Origin of the sequence: Pseudomonas sp. PGPR40, assembly GCF_022014505.1 — a bacterium.
GTDB lineage: Bacteria > Pseudomonadota > Gammaproteobacteria > Pseudomonadales > Pseudomonadaceae > Aquipseudomonas.
In genome coordinates, this window is record NZ_JAKLSP010000026.1 from 1 (window position 1) to 17311 (window position 17311).

Annotated in this window: 13 protein-coding genes; 5 read left to right on the plus strand and 8 right to left on the minus strand. The window is 59.4% G+C overall.

The features are described from left to right. Nucleotides 1-114: 114 nt before the first annotated feature. A complete protein-coding gene (locus tag MEB48_RS21170; RefSeq protein ID WP_237885864.1) occupies nucleotides 115-2706 on the plus strand; it encodes a hypothetical protein in 2592 nt (863 codons plus the stop codon). Nucleotide 2707: 1 nt separating this feature from the next. Here the strand turns inward: MEB48_RS21170 and MEB48_RS21175 are convergent, their stop codons facing one another. The 5 genes from MEB48_RS21175 to MEB48_RS21195 all read right to left on the minus strand — a co-directional run bounded on the left by MEB48_RS21175 (nucleotide 2708) and on the right by MEB48_RS21195 (nucleotide 7148). Further along, nucleotides 2708-4525 carry an ABC transporter ATP-binding protein gene (locus MEB48_RS21175; protein ID WP_237885865.1) on the minus strand — a complete coding sequence of 606 codons (1818 nt, stop codon included), beginning with the start codon at nucleotides 4523-4525 and terminating at the stop codon, nucleotides 2708-2710. Beyond that, complete coding sequence (locus tag MEB48_RS21180; RefSeq protein WP_237885946.1) at nucleotides 4518-5120, minus strand: DsbA family protein; 603 nt, start codon at nucleotides 5118-5120, stop codon at nucleotides 4518-4520. Before MEB48_RS21180 ends, MEB48_RS21175 begins: the two co-directional genes overlap by 8 nt. 39 nt (nucleotides 5121-5159) lie before the next feature. Then, nucleotides 5160-6101 carry an oxygen-dependent tRNA uridine(34) hydroxylase TrhO gene (gene trhO / locus MEB48_RS21185; protein WP_237885866.1) on the minus strand — a complete coding sequence of 314 codons (942 nt, stop codon included), beginning with the start codon at nucleotides 6099-6101 and terminating at the stop codon, nucleotides 5160-5162. A 210-nt stretch (nucleotides 6102-6311) separates the two neighbouring features. Continuing rightward, nucleotides 6312-6611 (minus strand): BolA family protein, encoded by a 300-nt coding sequence (locus MEB48_RS21190; RefSeq protein WP_237885867.1) that lies wholly within the window; start codon nucleotides 6609-6611, stop codon nucleotides 6312-6314. A 12-nt stretch (nucleotides 6612-6623) separates the two neighbouring features. Further along, entirely contained in the window at nucleotides 6624-7148 is a 525-nt protein-coding gene (locus MEB48_RS21195) for a DUF2059 domain-containing protein (RefSeq protein WP_237885868.1), read from the minus strand. Between the two features lie 192 nt (nucleotides 7149-7340). Here MEB48_RS21195 and MEB48_RS21200 point away from each other — a divergent pair, with 192 nt between their 5' ends. Continuing rightward, nucleotides 7341-8735: a class II fumarate hydratase gene (locus MEB48_RS21200; RefSeq protein WP_237885869.1), complete on the plus strand. Its 1395-nt coding sequence runs from the start codon at nucleotides 7341-7343 to the stop codon at nucleotides 8733-8735. A 131-nt stretch (nucleotides 8736-8866) separates the two neighbouring features. Here the strand turns inward: MEB48_RS21200 and MEB48_RS21205 are convergent, their stop codons facing one another. Further along, nucleotides 8867-9829 carry a DMT family transporter gene (locus tag MEB48_RS21205; protein ID WP_237885870.1) on the minus strand — a complete coding sequence of 321 codons (963 nt, stop codon included), beginning with the start codon at nucleotides 9827-9829 and terminating at the stop codon, nucleotides 8867-8869. A 200-nt stretch (nucleotides 9830-10029) separates the two neighbouring features. Here MEB48_RS21205 and MEB48_RS21210 point away from each other — a divergent pair, with 200 nt between their 5' ends. Further along, a complete protein-coding gene (locus MEB48_RS21210) occupies nucleotides 10030-10224 on the plus strand; it encodes a DUF6316 family protein (RefSeq protein ID WP_237885871.1) in 195 nt (64 codons plus the stop codon). Nucleotides 10225-10353: 129 nt separating this feature from the next. Here MEB48_RS21210 and MEB48_RS21215 read toward each other — a convergent pair whose 3' ends face one another. Both MEB48_RS21215 and pap read right to left on the minus strand, forming a co-directional pair. Further along, nucleotides 10354-11538: a thiolase family protein gene (locus MEB48_RS21215; protein ID WP_237885872.1), complete on the minus strand. Its 1185-nt coding sequence runs from the start codon at nucleotides 11536-11538 to the stop codon at nucleotides 10354-10356. A 105-nt stretch (nucleotides 11539-11643) separates the two neighbouring features. Further along, nucleotides 11644-13167, minus strand: a complete 1524-nt coding sequence (gene pap, locus MEB48_RS21220; RefSeq protein ID WP_237885873.1) for a polyphosphate:AMP phosphotransferase — start codon at nucleotides 13165-13167, stop codon at nucleotides 11644-11646. A 262-nt stretch (nucleotides 13168-13429) separates the two neighbouring features. Between pap and mnmC the strand changes: the two genes are divergently transcribed. Both mnmC and MEB48_RS21230 read left to right on the plus strand, forming a co-directional pair. Beyond that, nucleotides 13430-15412: a bifunctional tRNA (5-methylaminomethyl-2-thiouridine)(34)-methyltransferase MnmD/FAD-dependent 5-carboxymethylaminomethyl-2-thiouridine(34) oxidoreductase MnmC gene (mnmC, locus tag MEB48_RS21225; protein WP_237885874.1), complete on the plus strand. Its 1983-nt coding sequence runs from the start codon at nucleotides 13430-13432 to the stop codon at nucleotides 15410-15412. 123 nt (nucleotides 15413-15535) lie between these two features. Continuing rightward, complete coding sequence (locus MEB48_RS21230; protein ID WP_237885875.1) at nucleotides 15536-17308, plus strand: N-acetylglutaminylglutamine amidotransferase; 1773 nt, start codon at nucleotides 15536-15538, stop codon at nucleotides 17306-17308. Nucleotides 17309-17311: the final 3 nt, after the last annotated feature.

The following is a 17311-nucleotide window of genomic DNA, read 5'->3' on the forward strand; positions in this document are numbered from 1 at the left end:
TGCCAACTTGACCATGACACTGGCCGGTGCCTTTTTTTCAAACCGCGCTAGAACTTCTGCCCACATCGTTTTCGTCACCCTGACTGGAGTTTTGGGGGAGTTTAAACGAAGACCTTGAAAGGGCTGGTTTTAAAGGTGACCCACAAGGGTGAAATCACCTACTACGAACTCATCCCCAGTGCCGGCATCATTCGTCCACGAACCGGATTGAGGCTCTCGATAATCGACGGCGTTCGCACCGAATTCCCACTGCATGCTTCGATCCCCGGACAAACCTATGATCCTGAGCGCAATATCAGCACTACGCTCCTGCTTGACTGGACCGCTCATTCAAAGGGCAATGCGCCCGAAAAACGGGTGTCCCACATAGGATTTCTCGATGTGGTGGGACATATGCCGGCCGCTGTACTACCCGGCCCCACCGGCAGTGAAGTAACAGCACTGACATCCCGATTGAATGCCGTGGCCCACTACATTGCATCGAACTTTCTCTACGTCGATGAACAGCAATTGCGTGTCCAGGCTCGCGGGATGACGGAATTCGACATCATCAGAGCCGAAAGTGAGCGACGGCGAGAAGCGTTCGTAGCGCTTGTCAAAGGATTCGTACCTTTCTGGGGCAGCATTGAAGATCTTATGTCGGACGGTACCACGAGCAAAATCCTCGGAGGGGTCGGCCTCCTGTTTGATCTGGCCTCGTTTCTCTGCCCTATTGGAAAATTCATATCGGGTTCGGTGCGTTTGATCAGGCTCGCAGCAGGGTCATCACGCATGGCCGCTAAAGCAAGCCTGCCGTCTTTTTCAACGTTGGCCGGCAGACTCCTGACCACTTCGCTGACAAACCTCAACCCGCTGGACGGCATTCCGTCGCTGCTGAAGATATTGGGAAGCGGCGCCAGGAACGGGCTGCTCACAGTTGGTCGAATAAGTCTTGGCGGCATCAAGAAACTGACAGGACATGCCGACAGCTACCGCCTGGTCCACAATATGCCCCAGGCAATCGACCCCGGACGCTGGAGACCGCTGGCAAACAGTGATCAACTGGCGACAATCAACGGGGTTGATGACGTACTCATGCGCAATACCGGCCCGACGGGTTCGAAACGATTCCATCTCGTCGACCCGGCAACGTCCTTGCCCTATGGCCCGCGTCTGCGCAATAACCACCGAAACCTTGTGCAGGGCCGATCAACCTTCAACACCCTGCCCTTTACCGAATCCCATGTGCTGGCAGAACTTCCGGAACACGCCCACGTCCGCGAAATACTTGAGGTTGATGGTCGCACCACGCTGTTGGTTGATGACATCCCCTATCGGCTGGAGGGCAATCAACTGCGCCGCGCCGACCTGATCGACGATCCGTCGCTGTTCAAAACCTTACCTTGCCGGGTACGGCGCATGCCGGGTTCCGACGTATGCAAAACCAGTTATGTCACCTCTGATCCGGCACCGACGCCGGCCATCGGCAGTTTCGACGAAAACAAAGGCTGGGCGCCGTGGTTCGGAGACAGTATCTATACGCCGGCCACTGCGGATCGGGCGATGCTGCTTAAAACCCTCAAGAAAAAAAGCCGGCTCTCGGCTACGGTGGAGTTCCAAAAAGGGATTTATGGAAGGATCAAGGTGAGTATTCCCTACGGGAAGCAGAATCAATTTGATACCTTTCAGGCCGGTGCCACCATCATTCCGGCGATAGACGATTCAAAGCGCTATGTGTTCACCCGGCTGGATGCTGGAGCTTTTTACGTCGCCGAACTGGCACAAGGTCAGAGCATAAGAGACACACTGAATTTCAAGAAAGCTTCCACATTGCCGGAAGATCTCAAGGCAGAATTGCTGACTGTCTATACCGGATCGTTGAATGCCAACAATGTGGCAAGGATTCACGGTACGGAAGCGGTAGACCGTGCGTTGAAAACGATGGACGAAATTGCCATTCCAATTGGCGGCCATGTGAACCCGCCCGATACGCTCAAGCTGCTCAAGGTCGATACCAGTCCAGGCGAAGCAGTGCTATTCGATAACTGGACCCGAATGATTGTCACCCAGCTGCCGAAAGGTGCGACAAGTTGGTCGCGCAGCAAGGTCGCATCAGAAGCCTTCCGTCAAAGAACAGTGGGAATTTTCGATACATTGTTCCTTGAGCCGAGCATCGTACTGAACAATGCCGACAGTGCATTGAGGATCGACAGCACGATGAAAAAGCTTCACAACCTTATCCCTCGTCACCAGCGCCCCTTCAATGCTAGAAACATCGCCTACGCCGAAGTAGTCACCGCCACCGGGAAACGGGAGGTTTATGTAAGTGTTTCGGGAGCGCAGGGGGCGACTGGGCATCTGCCTTTGTTCAAAAATAACTTCGGTGCAGATAAGGTCGAGGTAGGCCAGACGACCTACTTCAATGTTGATTTGAACGAAAGTTTTCCCAAGACATCACTCCTTGTGTCTGATGAAGGCAAATTAATCGCTGTGCCGATGACAATAAAGGATATTGAAAGCTATAGCCCGGCACTGACTCGCAAGCCCACGTCACTGGACAGCGAAAGCAAGTTGATCAGCGTGATTCGCGACAAATACTCCGATCCCGGATCGATCGAGTCGGTTAACGTCGCCACTACCATGCCGCCCTGCGAGTCCTGTTCGGTTGTTATCAAGGAATTCGGTTTCGACGGCGGTGTCGATGCGATGAACGTCCTATGGCACTGATCTAATGCTGCTGCAAATGCCCATAAAGCCTGGCATACAACCCACCATCAGCAATCAACTGCTGATGGTCGCCATCCTCGGCAACTTGCCCACCATCGAACACCAGCACCCGGTCGGCCTGCTTCACGGCCGATAACCGGTGCGCAATGATCAGTGTGGTGCGGTGGCTCAAGAATCGCGCCAGTGCCTGGTGCAGGTTGTATTCGGTGGCCGCGTCCAGGGCGGATGTGGCCTCGTCGAGGATCACCACTTTGGGCTCGGCCAGCACCATCCGCGCAATCGCCAGGCGCTGGCGCTGCCCGCCGGATAAACGTACGCCGGATCGCCCGACGATACTGTCCAGGCCGTTGGGCATTTCACGCACCGTGTTGTGCAGCTGAGCGATTTCCAATGCCTGCCAGCAGGCTTCGTCGCTGCGTTCGCGGCCCATGGTCAGGTTGGCGCGCACGGTGTCGTTGAACAGCGCGGGATGTTGCAAGACCACGGCGACATTTTCGCGCACGGTTTCCAGGCCGATCTCTTGCTGAGTCGAACCGCCAAAACGGATGGTGCCGGCCAGGGGCGTGTACAAGCCCAGCAGCAACTGCACCAAGGTGCTTTTGCCACCGCCACTGGCGCCGACTATCGCGACTTTTTCACCGGGGGCAATCGACAGGTTCATCTGGTTCAGCACCAACTCGTCGCCGTAGCCGAAACTCAGCCCCTGCACTTCGATGCCCACTGTGTCGCGCCCCTGGAACGGGTCGACACTGCCGGTGTATTGCGGCTCATCGGCGCGGGCCAGCAATTCGTTGATTCGCGACAGTGCACCGCCAGCGGCGTAAAAGGCGTATTGCAGGTTGAGCAGTTGTTCCACCGGACCGATCATGAACCACAGGTAGCTGAACACGGCCAGCATCTGGCCGATGGACAGGTCGGAAAACAGCACGGTGAGCATGGCCGCGGCGCGGAAAATATCGATGCCGAACTGGAACAGCAAACCACTGGCACGGTTCGATGCATCGGTTTTCCACTGTGAGCTCACCGCGTAATCGCGCACTTCACGCGCTCGCTGGCCAAGCCGCCCGAGGAAAAAGCCCTGACGGTTACCGGCGCGCACTTCCTGGATCGCATCCAGGGTTTCGGTCAAGGCCTGGGTGAAGCGCGAGGTGCTGTCGTTCTCGAGTTTCTTCAGATGCTTGACCCGCTTGCCCAACTGCACCGTGGCGTAGATCACCAGCGGATTGAACAGCAGGATCAGCAGCGCGAGTTGCCAGTGCATCCACATCAGGATGGAAGCGGTGCCCACCAGCGTCAGCATGGCCACGAGGAAACGGCTGAGGGTTTCGCCGACGAATTTGTCCAGCGTGTCGAGGTCGGTGACCAAGTGGGTGGTCACCGTGCCGCTGCCCAGGCTTTCGTATTCGCCCAGCGAAATACATTTGAGCCGCTCGATCAGCCGCACCCGAATCCGATACACGATGTCCTTGGCCAGCGCCGCAAACAATTTTGCCTGCACCACGTTGAACAACAGCGCGGCGCAACGCAGCGCCAGGGTCACCAGCAGCATCAGACCAATGTAACCCGCAGCTTTCTGCCAGACATCGGGCAGTGCGTGGTTCATGATTTTCAGCGCGGTGTCACCGTGGCCCAGCAGTACTTCGTCCACCAGCAACGGCAACAGCAAGGGAATCGGCACGCTGCACAGTGTCGCCAACACGGCGACGCCGTTGGCGATCCACAGGGATTTTTTATGGTGAAGGGCCAGTCGGCGGATTTCCGCCCAGCTCAGACGGTCGACAGGTGCAGCGGCTGAAACATCGTCGCGCAGGTCATGCACAGGCAGCGCGCTCCAGCCAGCGGCCGAGCAACGGTGACAACACACTCAAAGGTTGATACCCATTGGTCAGCAACGCCAATTGACCATTACGCTCTGCCAGCAAGGTCGGGAAACCGGCAATGCCCAGGTCCTGGACCCAGGTAAAATCGGCAGCGGTCGCGGCGTGCATATCGGCACGGTCAAACGCGGCGGCGAACTCGATGCGCGGCACACCGGCTTGCTCCGCCAGTTCCACCAATACGCTGGCGTGGGTGACATCGCGACCCTCGGCGTAGAACGCCTGCTGGATCAATCCAAGCAATTTCCACGCGCAATCCGGCGCCAGGCTGCGCGCCGTCACCAGTGCCCGACACGCAGGCTCGGTGTCGTAGACAAACCCGTCGGGCAACGCGCCTTCGAACTTGAACGGTTGGCCGGTGGCCTCGGTGACCGCCTGCCAATGCTCAAGGATGTAGCGCCGGGTAGTCGGTTCCAGCGCTGAGCCGCTGCCGGTACGCAAACCGCCGACGACCAGATGCACGTCCACTCCCGCTGCCTGCGCCTGCTCGACCAGCGCCTTGGCCACTGGGGCAAAACCCCAGCACCAGGAACACATCGGATCCATCACATAGAGCAGGCGACGTGCAGACATGGTTCAAGCCTCGGAAGGGGTTTGCTTGTAGTTGTAACCGATCGGGTGCGGCAGGTTGCGCGCCTTGGCCAGTTCGATCTGCTTCTGCCGATCGATGGCACTGCGACGGGTTTTCTCGCTCAGCTTATCCCAGCAATGCGGGCAACTGATGCCGGCCACGTAATGCTCGGATGCACGGTCTTCCACACTGACGGGCGTACGACAGGCATGACATTGATCGTAGTCGCCTTCGCTGAGATCGTGACGCACGGTCACGCGGTTATCGAACACGAAGCAGTCGCCCTGCCATTTGGTTTCTTCCTGCGGCACCTCTTCGAGGTACTTCAGGATGCCGCCCTTGAGGTGATACACCTCATCGAAACCCTGGCTGAGCATGTAGCTCGAGGCCTTCTCGCAGCGAATGCCGCCGGTGCAGAACATCGCGACTTTCTTGTGCACGGCCGGGTCGAAGTTGGCTTTGATGTACTCGGGGAATTCGCGAAAACTGGTGGTCTTCGGATCGATGGCGCCTTCGAAGGTACCGATCGAGACTTCGTAGTCGTTGCGGGTGTCGATCAACAGCACTTCCGGGTCGCTGATCAGCGCATTCCAGTTCTCTGGATCGACGTAGGTGCCGACCTTTTTGTTCGGGTCTACACCGTCGACGCCGAGGGTGACGATTTCTTTCTTGAGTTTGACCTTGGTGCGGTAGAACGGCTGCTCATCGCAGTAGGACTCTTTGTGATCGATGTCGTCCATGCGTGGGTCGTTCTTGAGCCAGGCCATCAGCCCGTCAATGCCTTCGCGGCTGCCGGACACGGTGCCGTTGATGCCTTCTTCGGCGATCAGCAGCGTGCCTTTGATACCGTTATCGACCATTGCTTGCAGCAGCGGTTCGCGCAGGGCGACGTAATCTTGCAGGGTGACGAACTTATACAGTGCCGCCACGACAATCTGTTGTGTCATGGGTAATTCTCCAGGTGGCTACCCTCGTAAGGGGTGAACCGGATGCGAAAAAAAACGCGCCGGGTGAGCGGCGCGTTGCGTAGTCTAACAAAAATTACTGCGATCTGTAGGAGCTGGCTTGCCAGCGAAGGCGTCCTTGAGATCGCTTCGCTGGCAAGCCAGCTCCTACAGATTGCTTTCGCTGGCAAGCCAGCTCCTACGGGAGGCGGGTTAGTGTTTGCTGCCGCCCGCACAGGTCGGCGAGGCCGGAGCCGCGTCGATCTGTGCCCATTCCTGCGGCGTGTAGGTATGCAGCGCCAACGCATGGAACTCGCCCATCAGCTCGCCCAAAGTGCCGTATACCTTCTGGTGACGCTTGACGCGATTGAGGCCTTCGAACTGCTCGCTGACCACTATCGCCTTGAAGTGGGTCTGTAACCCACGGCTGTGCATGTGGCTTTCATCCAGCACTTGCAGATGCTCGGGCTGTAGCAGCCCAAGCGTCGATTCGATGCGTTGTTGCATGGTCATCCCGAACTCCGCTTATGGCTTTTTCTTGGCTGGAGCGGCCGCGTCTTTCGGCGTCAGCTCGGCCGTCATGTCAGCCAGCAGTTTGTTGACCACAGGCACCGCGCTTTCCAGCTTGGCCTGGGTCATCTGGGCCGATTGCTGAGTCAGCTGCGGCATTTTTTCCAGGACTTTCTTGCCCAGTGGCGACTTGTAGAACGCAACCAGATCCTTGAGCTCGGATTCACTGAAATTGGTGGTGTAGAGCTTGACCATGTCCGGCTTCAGCTTGTTCCAGCCAATGGCTTGATCCAGAGCGGCGTTGGCCTTGGCCTGGTAGGTTTCCAGCAGGGCTTTTTTCGATTCAGGGGCTTTGGTCTGTTCAAAGCGCTGAGCGAACATTTGCTGCACTTGCATGTACACCGGAGTGCCCAGTTTGTCAGCGTGCGCCAGGGTCAGGAAAGCTTCGGCACTGGCGTTGTGGCTGGCGGTATCGGCAAAAACCTGGCCGCTGGCGCAAACCAGTGCAACCGCGGTACAGATGGCACGAAGACGAGTCATCGAGTTTCCTTTTCTAGCAGGCGAGGCAAAACCCCAAGGGCGACCATTCTGCACCTAAAAAACTGTGTCACTCAACCCCAAGCCTTGTCGCGCCTGATTTAGAGGGGTTGAACGGTCAAATTCCAGACTGATGGAACCACGACCGGCGATCACGGCCTAAACTGCGCTATCAGACCGACAGGAGTGTGCATGATGAGCCGTATCGAAACCGACAGCCTGGGCCAGGTAGAAGTCCCGGATGACGCTTACTGGGGCGCTCAGACGCAACGCTCGCTGATCAACTTCGCCATTGGCAACGAGCGCATGCCGCTGGCGGTACTGCACGCTCTGGCCCTGATCAAGAAAGCCGCGGCGCGCGTCAACGATCGCAATGGCGACCTGCCCGCCGACATCGCCCGGCTGATCGAACAGGCCGCCGACGAAGTGCTCGACGGCGACCATGACGATCAGTTCCCGCTGGTGGTCTGGCAGACCGGCAGCGGTACCCAGAGCAACATGAACGTCAACGAAGTGATCGCCGGTCGCGCCAACGAACTGGCCGGTAACCCGCGCGGCGGCAAGACGCCGGTGCATCCCAACGATCACGTCAACCGTTCCCAGAGTTCCAACGATTGCTTTCCCACGGCCATGCACATAGCAACGGTTCAGGCGGTGCAGCAGCATTTGCTGCCGGCGATCAGCGAGTTGTCTGGCGGGTTGGCGGAGTTGTCCGCGCGGCACATGAAACTGGTCAAAACCGGTCGTACCCACTTGATGGACGCCACGCCGATGACCTTCGGCCAGGAACTTTCGGCGTTCATCGCGCAACTGGATTACGCCGAGCGAGCGATCCGCAGCGCGCTGCCAGCCGTCTGTGAGCTGGCTCAGGGCGGCACCGCGGTCGGCACCGGATTGAACTCGCCCCACGGTTTTGGCGAAGCGATTGCCGCTGAACTGGCCGCCCTCTCCGGCCTGCCGTTCGTCACCGCGCCGAACAAGTTCGCCGCCCTGGCCGGCCATGAACCGCTAACCACGCTGTCGGGGGCGCTGAAAACCCTCGCCGTGACCCTGATGAAAATCGCCAACGACTTGCGCCTGCTGGGCTCCGGGCCACGAGCAGGTTTCGCCGAAGTGAAACTGCCGGCCAATGAGCCGGGCAGCTCGATCATGCCCGGCAAGGTCAACCCGACTCAGTGCGAAGCGCTATCGATGCTGGCCTGTCAGGTATTGGGCAACGACGTCGCCATCGGTTTTGCCGCCAGTCAGGGCCACCTGCAATTGAATGTGTTCAAACCAGTGATCATCCACAACCTGCTGCAATCGATCCGCTTGCTGGGCGATGGCTGCAGCAACTTTCAGCAGCATTGCATTGCTGGCCTGGAACCGGATGCCGAAAAGATGGCCGAGCACCTGGAGCGTGGCTTGATGCTGGTGACAGCGCTGAACCCGCATATTGGTTACGACAAGTCGGCGGAGATTGCCAAGAAGGCTTACAGCGAGGGGCTGACCTTGCGTGAGGCGGCGTTGCAGTTGGGGTATCTGACGGATGAAGAGTTCGAGGCGTGGGTGCGGCCGGAGGATATGTTGGAGGCTGGCAAGCAGGGGTGAATCTGAAAGTGATTTAGTGCCTGACAGTCAGTCTTCGCGAGCAAGCCCGCTCCCACATTTGATCGCATTCTTACAGTAAGAACTCGGTTAAATGTGGGAGCGGGCTTGCTCGCGAAGAACGATGACGCGGTCTATCGCCCCACTGCCATCCGCACCCGCCGCGCCTTGAGCCCGGCCATCAACGATGGCCCCAACGCCACCAGCGCCGACCCGAGCACCACCAACACCGCCCCGCCATAACCCAGGCCGTTGATCTGCTCGGCCTGCACATACTCCGGCCATAACCACGCGGCCATGGCCACGGCGGCAAAGGTCACCAGCGGCGTGATCGCCAGCGTCGCACTGACCCGCGAGGCTTCCCAATGGGCCAGGGCTTCGGCAAAGGCGCCATAAGCGATCAGTGTGTTCAAACAGCACGCCAGCAGCAGCCAGCCTTGCAACGGACTCAATTGCAGCGCTTCCAGCGGATGCACCCATGGCGTCAGCAACAGCGCGCAGAACAGGTAAATCACCATCATCACCTGCAACGAATTCCACACCGTGAGCAACTGCTTCTGGCCCAAGGCATAGAAGGTCCAGACCGTGGACGCCAAGAGCACCATCAGCACACCGGCGGTGTAATCGGTCAGGGAGGTGAGCAGTTCACTCAAGCGCTGATTGAAGAACAGTGCAAAGCCGATCAGCAGCACCAACAGGCCAATCCCCTGCCCCACGCTGAACCGTTCCTTGAACACGAACAGACTGGCGATCAGCAACATGATCGGCCCCATTTGCACCACCAGCTGCGCGGTGCCGGGGCTAAGCAGGTTCAGGCCCATCAGGTACAGCACGTAGTTGCCGACCAGCCCCAGTACCGCCATCAACACCAGCCAGCCACCGCGCGGGCCGAGAACCTTGCGACTTGGCAGGCGTTTGGTCGCCGCCAGATAAATGAACAGGCAACCGCCGGACACCAGCAGGCGAAACCAGGTCACCGTCACCGGGTCCATCACCAGCAGCACTTGCTTGAGCTTGATCGGCAGGATTCCCCACAGCAACGCGGTCAGCAAGGCCAGGCATAGACCATAAACCCAGCGACCCGATGAAATATGCATGCTGACCCCGAAGCCGATTGGCAAAACGGTCATTCTAGGCGCAGACCGGGGCGCGACACAGGGACAGTTGCCGATGGGCCGCGAATGAAACTGTGCAGGTCGCACCATAAAGTTGACGATATGCCGTCGATCAGTTGGCCAGGCATGGCCAGTGGTTCATGCATAAGCTCATGGAAACTGTCATCCGCAGGAGATCGCCCATGTACGGCATGCGCGCCCAGGACAATGCCCCCGCCACCCACTTTCGTTGTGAGCGGTTATGTCGTGTGAATGGAGAGCTGTATTTCACCACACGGGAACTCACGCTGGAGGGGCCGTTTGAAAACCGGGAGGCAGCGAAGCGTGAGATTCAGGCGTATATCGAGCGGATGCAGGTCTTGTGTACGAGCCGGTGAACCGGGGCGTCTGCATTCGCGAGCAAGCCCGCTCCCACATTTAACCGTGTCCAAACCTTGGAATTCGGTCAAATGTGGGAGCGGGCTTGCTCGCGAATGCGGTTGATCCGGCAACAAAACACTTAAGGTTTAACGCACCGCCTCAAACAACCCCGTTGCCCCCATCCCGCCCCCCACGCACATGGTGACGATGCCGTAACGCAAATTGCGTCGCTGCAGTTCACGCACGATGTGCCCGACCTGACGCGAACCGGTCATGCCGAACGGATGGCCGATGGAAATCGAGCCGCCGTTGACATTGTATTTGTCGTTGTCGATTTCCAGTCGATTGCGGCTGTACAGGCATTGCGAGGCGAACGCTTCGTTGAGCTCCCACAGATCGATGTCGCTAATCTGCAAACCCTTGGCCTTGAGCAACTTCGGCACCGAGAACACCGGGCCGATGCCCATCTCGTCCGGCTGACACCCGGCCACAGCGAAACCGCGGAAGAAGGCTTTGGGCTTGAGCCCCAGTGCCAGGGCTTTTTCCAGACTCATCACCAGGGTCATCGAAGCGCCGTCGGACAGTTGCGACGAGTTGCCGGCGGTCACCGATCCGTCTTCGGCAAACACCGGTTTCAACCCGGCCAGGCTTTGCAGGGTGGTGTCCGGGCGGTTGCAGTCGTCGTGGTCGACGATGCCGTCAAGGATCTGCACCTGGCCGGTGGCCTTGTCTTCAACGCGATATTTCACCGCCATCGGTACGATTTCATCGCTGAACAACCCCGCAGCTTGCGCCTGGGCGGTACGTTGCTGGCTTTGCAGGGCGTACAAGTCCTGCTCTTCGCGACTGACGCGGTAACGTCGCGCGACGATCTCGGCGGTCTGGCCCATGGGGAAATAGATGCCCGGCATCTGCTCTTTCAGCAGCGGGTTGATCAGGTTGTCGGTGTTGACGCTTTTCAGGGTCAGGCTGATCGACTCGACGCCACCGGCGACGATGATGTCGCTGCAGCCCGAAGCGATCTGATTGGCGGCAATGGCGATGGCCTGCAAGCCCGACGAACAGAAACGGTTAAGCGTCATGCCACCCGTGCCGACGCCCAAGTGCGACAGCACCGCGACGTTGCGACCGATGTTGAAGCCCTGGGCACCTTCGTTGGAGCCGGCGCCGACGATGCAATCCTCGACGCTGGCCGGGTCGACGTCATTGCGCGTGAGCAGTGCATTGACACAGTGGGCCGCCATGTCGTCCGGACGGGTCATGTTGAACTTGCCGCGAAAGGATTTGGCCAGGCCGGTCCGCACGCTGTCGACGATCACCACTTCACGCATGGCATACACCTCATTGTTGTTGTCAGTCAGGAGTTGGACCGAGCATAAGTCCACCCCATGACCGACCGCGACAATCATTCACCTCGCGTATGCGCAGCCATCGGTTCAGCGCTTGCGCTTTTGCAGTTTCTTCTCGCGTTTTTCGGACTTCTCGAACGCCTCTTCCAGCGCCTGATTAATGGTGCGCAAGACCTTGACCCGTGCCCAGCGCTTGTCGTTGGCTTCCACCAGAGTCCAGGGTGATATCTCGGTGCTGGTGCGATCGACCATATCGCCGACGGCGGTGCGGTAATCGTCCCATTTGTCGCGATTACGCCAATCGTCCTCAGTGATCTTGAAACGCTTGAAGGAGATCTGTTCACGCTCCTTAAAGCGCTCCATCTGAGTCTCCTTGTCGATGGCCAGCCAGAACTTGACCACGATCACCCCGGCATCGGCGATTTGCTCTTCGAAGTCGTTGATCTCGCCATAGGCGCGCAACCAGTCCGCTTTGCTGCAGTAGCCTTCGATGCGTTCCACCAGCACCCGGCCATACCAGGAACGGTCGAACACGGTGAATTTTCCTCGCGCCGGAATATGCCGCCAGAACCGCCAGAGATATGGTTGCGCCCGTTCTTCCTCGGTCGGCGAGGCGATCGGCACGATGTTGTACTGGCGTGGGTCAAGTGCCGCGGCCACCCGACGGATCGCCCCGCCCTTGCCTGCCGCGTCGTTGCCTTCGAACACCGCGATCAATGCGTGGCGGCGCATGCGTTTGTCGCGCATCAGCCCGGAAAACCGCGCCTGCTCGGTAATCAGCTGCTTTTCGTAATCGTCCTTGTCCAGCTGCTGGGTCAAGTCCAGGCTGTCGATCAGATTGAACTGATCGACGCTAGGGAACAACGGTGCGGCACTGACTTTGTCCGGATGAATCCTGGGTCTCTTCAGCGCACTTTGCAGGCCATCGAGCAGGATCTTTCCGACCGTAAGGCTGCGATAGCGCTCGTCCACGCCGGCGATCACATGCCACGGTGCATAGTCGCGGCTGGTACGGCGCAGCACCCGTTCGCCGTACTTCACGAATTTGTCGTAGGTCGCGGATTGTTGCCAGTCCAGCGGGCTGATGCGCCAGCTGTGCAGCGGGTCGTCGGCCAGGACCTTGAGCCGTGCTTTCATTTGTTTTTTGGAGAGGTGAAACCAGAATTTGAAGATCAGCGCGCCCTCGTCGCACAGCATCTTTTCCAACCGCTCGGCCCCGTTGATGCTTTGATCGAGTCGCGGATCCTTGAACAAACCATGAACCCGTCCCTGCAGCATCTGGCTGTACCAGTTGCCAAAGAAAATCCCCATGCGGCCCTTGGCCGGAAGCATCCGCCAATAGCGCCAGGCCGGCGGCCGTGCCAGTTCTTCGTCGGTCTGTTGATCGAAGGTACGGACCTCGATCGAGCGAGGGTCCATCCATTCGTTGAGCAACTTGACCGTCTCGCCCTTGCCGGCGCCTTCGATGCCGTTGATCAGAATGATGACCGGAAAGCGCTGTTGCTGGCGAAGTTCGAACTGAGCTTCGAGCAAGGCTTCACGCAACGCTGGCACTTCGGCTTCATAGGTTTCTTTGTCGATGACATGACCGATTTCAGCAGATTCGAACATGGAGCGGCTCCTCCCAGGATTGAGCAAGACTAGCGGATTGGGCAGGTGGTCATCAGAGAAATTCCCGGAGGAGCTTTTGTGGCGAGGGGGCTTGCCCCAAAATCCTGTAGGAGCGAGGCTTGCCCGCGAAGAATGCACTGCGGTTTTTCAGGACTTACGCGTTATCGTTCTTCGCGGGCAAGCCTCGCTCCTACAGGATTTAGGATCAAGCACCGCAGCAGCGATCGGCTAGAATGGCCACCTTGCCGTTGCCGAGCCTGCCATGAAACCTGTATTGCCCCACGCCCAGCTCGACTGGGACGACCAAGGTCGCCCACGCTCGCGGGTGTTCGATGATGTGTATTTTTCCGACCTGTCGGGCCTTGAAGAAACCCGTTACGTGTTTCTGCAGCAAAACGATTTGCGCGACCGCTTCGCCGCCTTGTCGGCGGGTGGTCGACTGGTGATTGGCGAGACCGGTTTCGGCACCGGGCTGAATTTCCTCTGTGCCTGGCAGTTGTTCGAACAGCATGCGGTGGCCGGTGCGCGGCTGCATTTTGTCAGTGTCGAAAAATACCCGCTGAGCGCGCCCGATCTGCAACGAGCCCTGGCGTTGTGGCCAGAACTCAAGCCATTTGCCGATCAATTGCTGGCGCAATACGTGGCGATCCATCAAGGCTTTCAGCGCCTGGTGCTGGGCAATGGCCGCGTCACCCTGACCCTGCTGATCGGCGATGCGCTGGAGCAGTTGCCGCAACTGGATGCGCAGATCGATGCCTGGTTTCTCGACGGTTTCGCCCCGGCGAAAAACCCCGACATGTGGACCGCCGAATTGTTTGCCGAACTGGCTCGCCTCGCGGCACCCGGCTCGACCATCAGCACCTTCACCAGCACCGGTTGGGTGCGCCGCTTGCTGAACGCGGCAGGCTTCAAGATGAAGCGCACGCCAGGCATCGGCCATAAATGGGAAATTCTGCGAGGCACGTTCCTCGGTTGGCCCGAGGAGGCCACTAAACCAGCCTCGGCAAAACCCTGGTTCGCTCGCCCACAACCGCTGACCGGCGAACGCCGCGCCCTGGTGATCGGTGCCGGGCTGGCCGGTTGCGCCAGTGCTGCCAGCCTGGCCGCGCGGGGTTGGCAAGTCAGCCTGTTGGACCGCCACCAAGCACTGGCGCAGGAAGCCTCGGGCAATCCTCAGGGCGTGCTGTACCTCAAGCTTTCGGCCCATGGCACGGCATTGTCGCAATTGATCATCAGCGGTTTTGGCTACACCCGCCGTCTGCTGGAACAGCTTCAGCGTGGCGTTGACTGGGACGATTGCGGAGTCTTGCAACTGGCCTTCAATGCCAAGGAAGCCGAGCGTCAGGCGCAATTGGCTGCGGCCTTTTCACCGAGCCTGGTACACCTGCTCGATCAACCCCAGGCTCAGGCCCGGGCCGGCATCGACCTGGAACACGGCGGCCTGTTCTACCCTGAAGGCGGCTGGGTTCATCCGCCCGCATTGTGCCAGTGGCAGGCGTCCTCAACGAACATCCAGTGGCTGCCCCATCGCGAGGTGCTGGAGCTGCGCAAGGTCGATGATCAATGGCAGGCCTGGGACGGCGATGCACTGCTGGCCAGCGCGCCCGTGGTGATTCTGGCCGGCGCCGCCGAGATCAAGCGTTTCCCTCACAGCGCCAACCTGCCCCTCAAACGCATTCGCGGCCAGATCACCCGACTGGCGCAAACCCCTGAAAGCCAGAGCCTGGCGACCGTCGTCTGCGCCGAAGGCTATGTGGCACCCGCTCGCCTGGGCGAACACACCCTCGGCGCCAGCTTCGATTTCAAAAGCGATGAGCTGACCCCGACCGTCGCCGAACACCTCGGCAACCTGGCGTTGCTCGAAGAAATCTCCACTGACCTGGTCGCGCGTCTGCATGTTCCAGACCTGGACCCGCAGCAGCTTGAAGGACGCGCGGCGTTCCGTTGCACCAGCCCGGATTATCTGCCGATCGTCGGACCGTTGGCCGAACCAATCGCCTTCGCCGAGGCCTATGCCGCGCTGAGCAAAGATGCCCGGCAAGTGCCCGATATTCCCTGCCCATGGCTTGAGGGGTTTTATGTCAACAGCGGTCACGGTTCTCGCGGTTTGATCACCGCGCCACTGTCTGGCGAGCTGCTGGCGGCATGGCTTGAGAACGAGCCTTTGCCCTTGCCGAAAGCGGTGGCTGAGGCCTGCCATCCCAACCGTTTTGCCTTGCGCCAATTGATCCGCGGAAAAGCCTGACACGTAGCCTTATAACTTATCGGTCTAAAACTCCAGGGAATCACATGGGTCAGTTTCCGGGTACCCGCCGTTTTTGGCGAGGTACCGATTGACCCTCCCCAACGGAAAAACCGGTAAGGACTTATGTGCGGATTAGCTGGAGAATTACGTTTCGACCATCAACCTGCGGACCTCGCAGCCATAGAACGAATCACCCATCACTTGGCCCCTCGCGGCCCTGATGCATGGGGCTTCCACAGTCAGGGGCCGATTGCCCTGGGCCATCGGCGCCTGAAAATCATGGACCTGTCGGACGGCTCGGCACAGCCGATGATCGACAACCAACTGGGCTTGTCCCTGGCCTTCAACGGCGCGATCTACAACTTCCCGGAACTGCGCACCGAGCTGGAAAGCCTTGGTTACGCCTTTTATTCCGGCGGCGACACCGAAGTGCTGCTCAAGGGTTATCACGCCTGGGGCGAAGCGCTGTTGCCCAAACTCAACGGCATGTTCGCCTTCGCCATTTGGGAGCGCGACGCCAAGCGTCTGTTCATTGCCCGCGACCGTCTCGGTGTGAAGCCGTTGTACCTGTCGCGCACCGGTCAACGCCTGCGCTTTGCCTCGGCCCTGCCGGCCTTGCTCAAGGGCGGCGACATCAACCCGATCCTCGACCCGGTGGCGCTCAATCATTATCTGAACTTCCATGCGGTAGTCCCGGCGCCGCGCACCTTGCTGGCGGGCATCGAGAAACTGCCTCCGGCGAGCTGGATGCGCATCGAAGCGGATGGCACCACGGAGCAGAAAACCTGGTGGACCCTGCCCTACGGCCCACACGCCGATGAGCAGAATCTGACCTTCGATGACTGGCGCGACCGCGTGATCGACAGCACCCGTGAAGCGGTGGCGATTCGTCAACGGGCGGCGGTGGATGTCGGCGTGCTGCTTTCCGGTGGCGTCGATTCGAGTTTGCTGGTGGGCCTGTTGCGCGAAGTCGGGGTCGAAAACCTGTCGACCTTTTCCATTGGTTTTCAGGATGCCGGCGGCGAGCGTGGTGACGAGTTTCACTATTCAGACCTGATCGCCAAACACTACGGCACGCAGCACCATCAACTGCGCATCGATGAAAAAGAGATCATCGAGCAACTGCCCGCGGCGTTCCGGGCCATGAGCGAGCCGATGGTCAGCCATGACTGCATCGCGTTCTATCTGCTGTCGCGCGAGGTGGCAAAGCACTGCAAGGTGGTGCAAAGCGGCCAGGGCGCGGACGAGTTGTTTGCCGGGTATCACTGGTATCCGCAGGTGGACGGTGCGAGCGATCCGTACGCCGCGTATCGCGCGGCGTTTTTCGACTGCAGCTACGTCGACTACGCCGCCACGGTGCAGCCGAAATGGCTGACGGCCAACGACGCGGCCGGCGACTTCGTGAAGGAACATTTCGCCCAGCCCGGTGCCGATGCAGCGGTGGACAAAGCCCTGCGCCTGGACAGCACCGTGATGCTGGTGGACGACCCGGTCAAACGGGTCGACAACATGACCATGGCCTGGGGTCTGGAAGCGCGTACGCCGTTTCTCGACTATCGCCTGGTGGAGTTGTCGGCACGAGTGCCGGGCAAATTCAAACTGCCGGATGGCGGCAAGCACGTCTTGAAAGAAGCGGCGCGCCTGGTCATTCCGAGTGAAGTGATCGACCGCAAAAAGGGCTACTTCCCGGTCCCCGGCCTCAAACATTTGCAGGGCGATACGCTGAACTGGGTGCGTGAACTGCTACTCGATCCGAGTCAGGATCGTGGCCTGTTCAACCCCGCCATGCTCGACCGCCTGCTGACCGATCCGCAAGGCCAGTTGACCCCGTTGCGCGGCTCCAGGCTGTGGCAATTGGCGGCCCTGAACCTGTGGCTCAGCGAACAAGGAATCTGATCG

Coding starts and splice junctions, on each gene's coding strand:
- mnmC (WP_237885874.1), top strand. CDS start 13,430: ATGAAACCTGTATTGCCCCACGCCCAGCTCGACTGGGACGACCAAGGT.
- MEB48_RS21210 (WP_237885871.1), top strand. CDS start 10,030: ATGTACGGCATGCGCGCCCAGGACAATGCCCCCGCCACCCACTTTCGT.
- MEB48_RS21230 (WP_237885875.1), top strand. CDS start 15,536: ATGTGCGGATTAGCTGGAGAATTACGTTTCGACCATCAACCTGCGGAC.
- MEB48_RS21200 (WP_237885869.1), top strand. CDS start 7,341: ATGAGCCGTATCGAAACCGACAGCCTGGGCCAGGTAGAAGTCCCGGAT.
- MEB48_RS21190 (WP_237885867.1), bottom strand. CDS start 6,611: ATGACCATGCAACAACGCATCGAATCGACGCTTGGGCTGCTACAGCCC.
- MEB48_RS21195 (WP_237885868.1), bottom strand. CDS start 7,148: ATGACTCGTCTTCGTGCCATCTGTACCGCGGTTGCACTGGTTTGCGCC.
- MEB48_RS21180 (WP_237885946.1), bottom strand. CDS start 5,120: ATGTGTTCCTGGTGCTGGGGTTTTGCCCCAGTGGCCAAGGCGCTGGTC.
- pap (WP_237885873.1), bottom strand. CDS start 13,167: ATGTTCGAATCTGCTGAAATCGGTCATGTCATCGACAAAGAAACCTAT.
- trhO (WP_237885866.1), bottom strand. CDS start 6,101: ATGACACAACAGATTGTCGTGGCGGCACTGTATAAGTTCGTCACCCTG.
- MEB48_RS21215 (WP_237885872.1), bottom strand. CDS start 11,538: ATGCGTGAAGTGGTGATCGTCGACAGCGTGCGGACCGGCCTGGCCAAA.
- MEB48_RS21205 (WP_237885870.1), bottom strand. CDS start 9,829: ATGCATATTTCATCGGGTCGCTGGGTTTATGGTCTATGCCTGGCCTTG.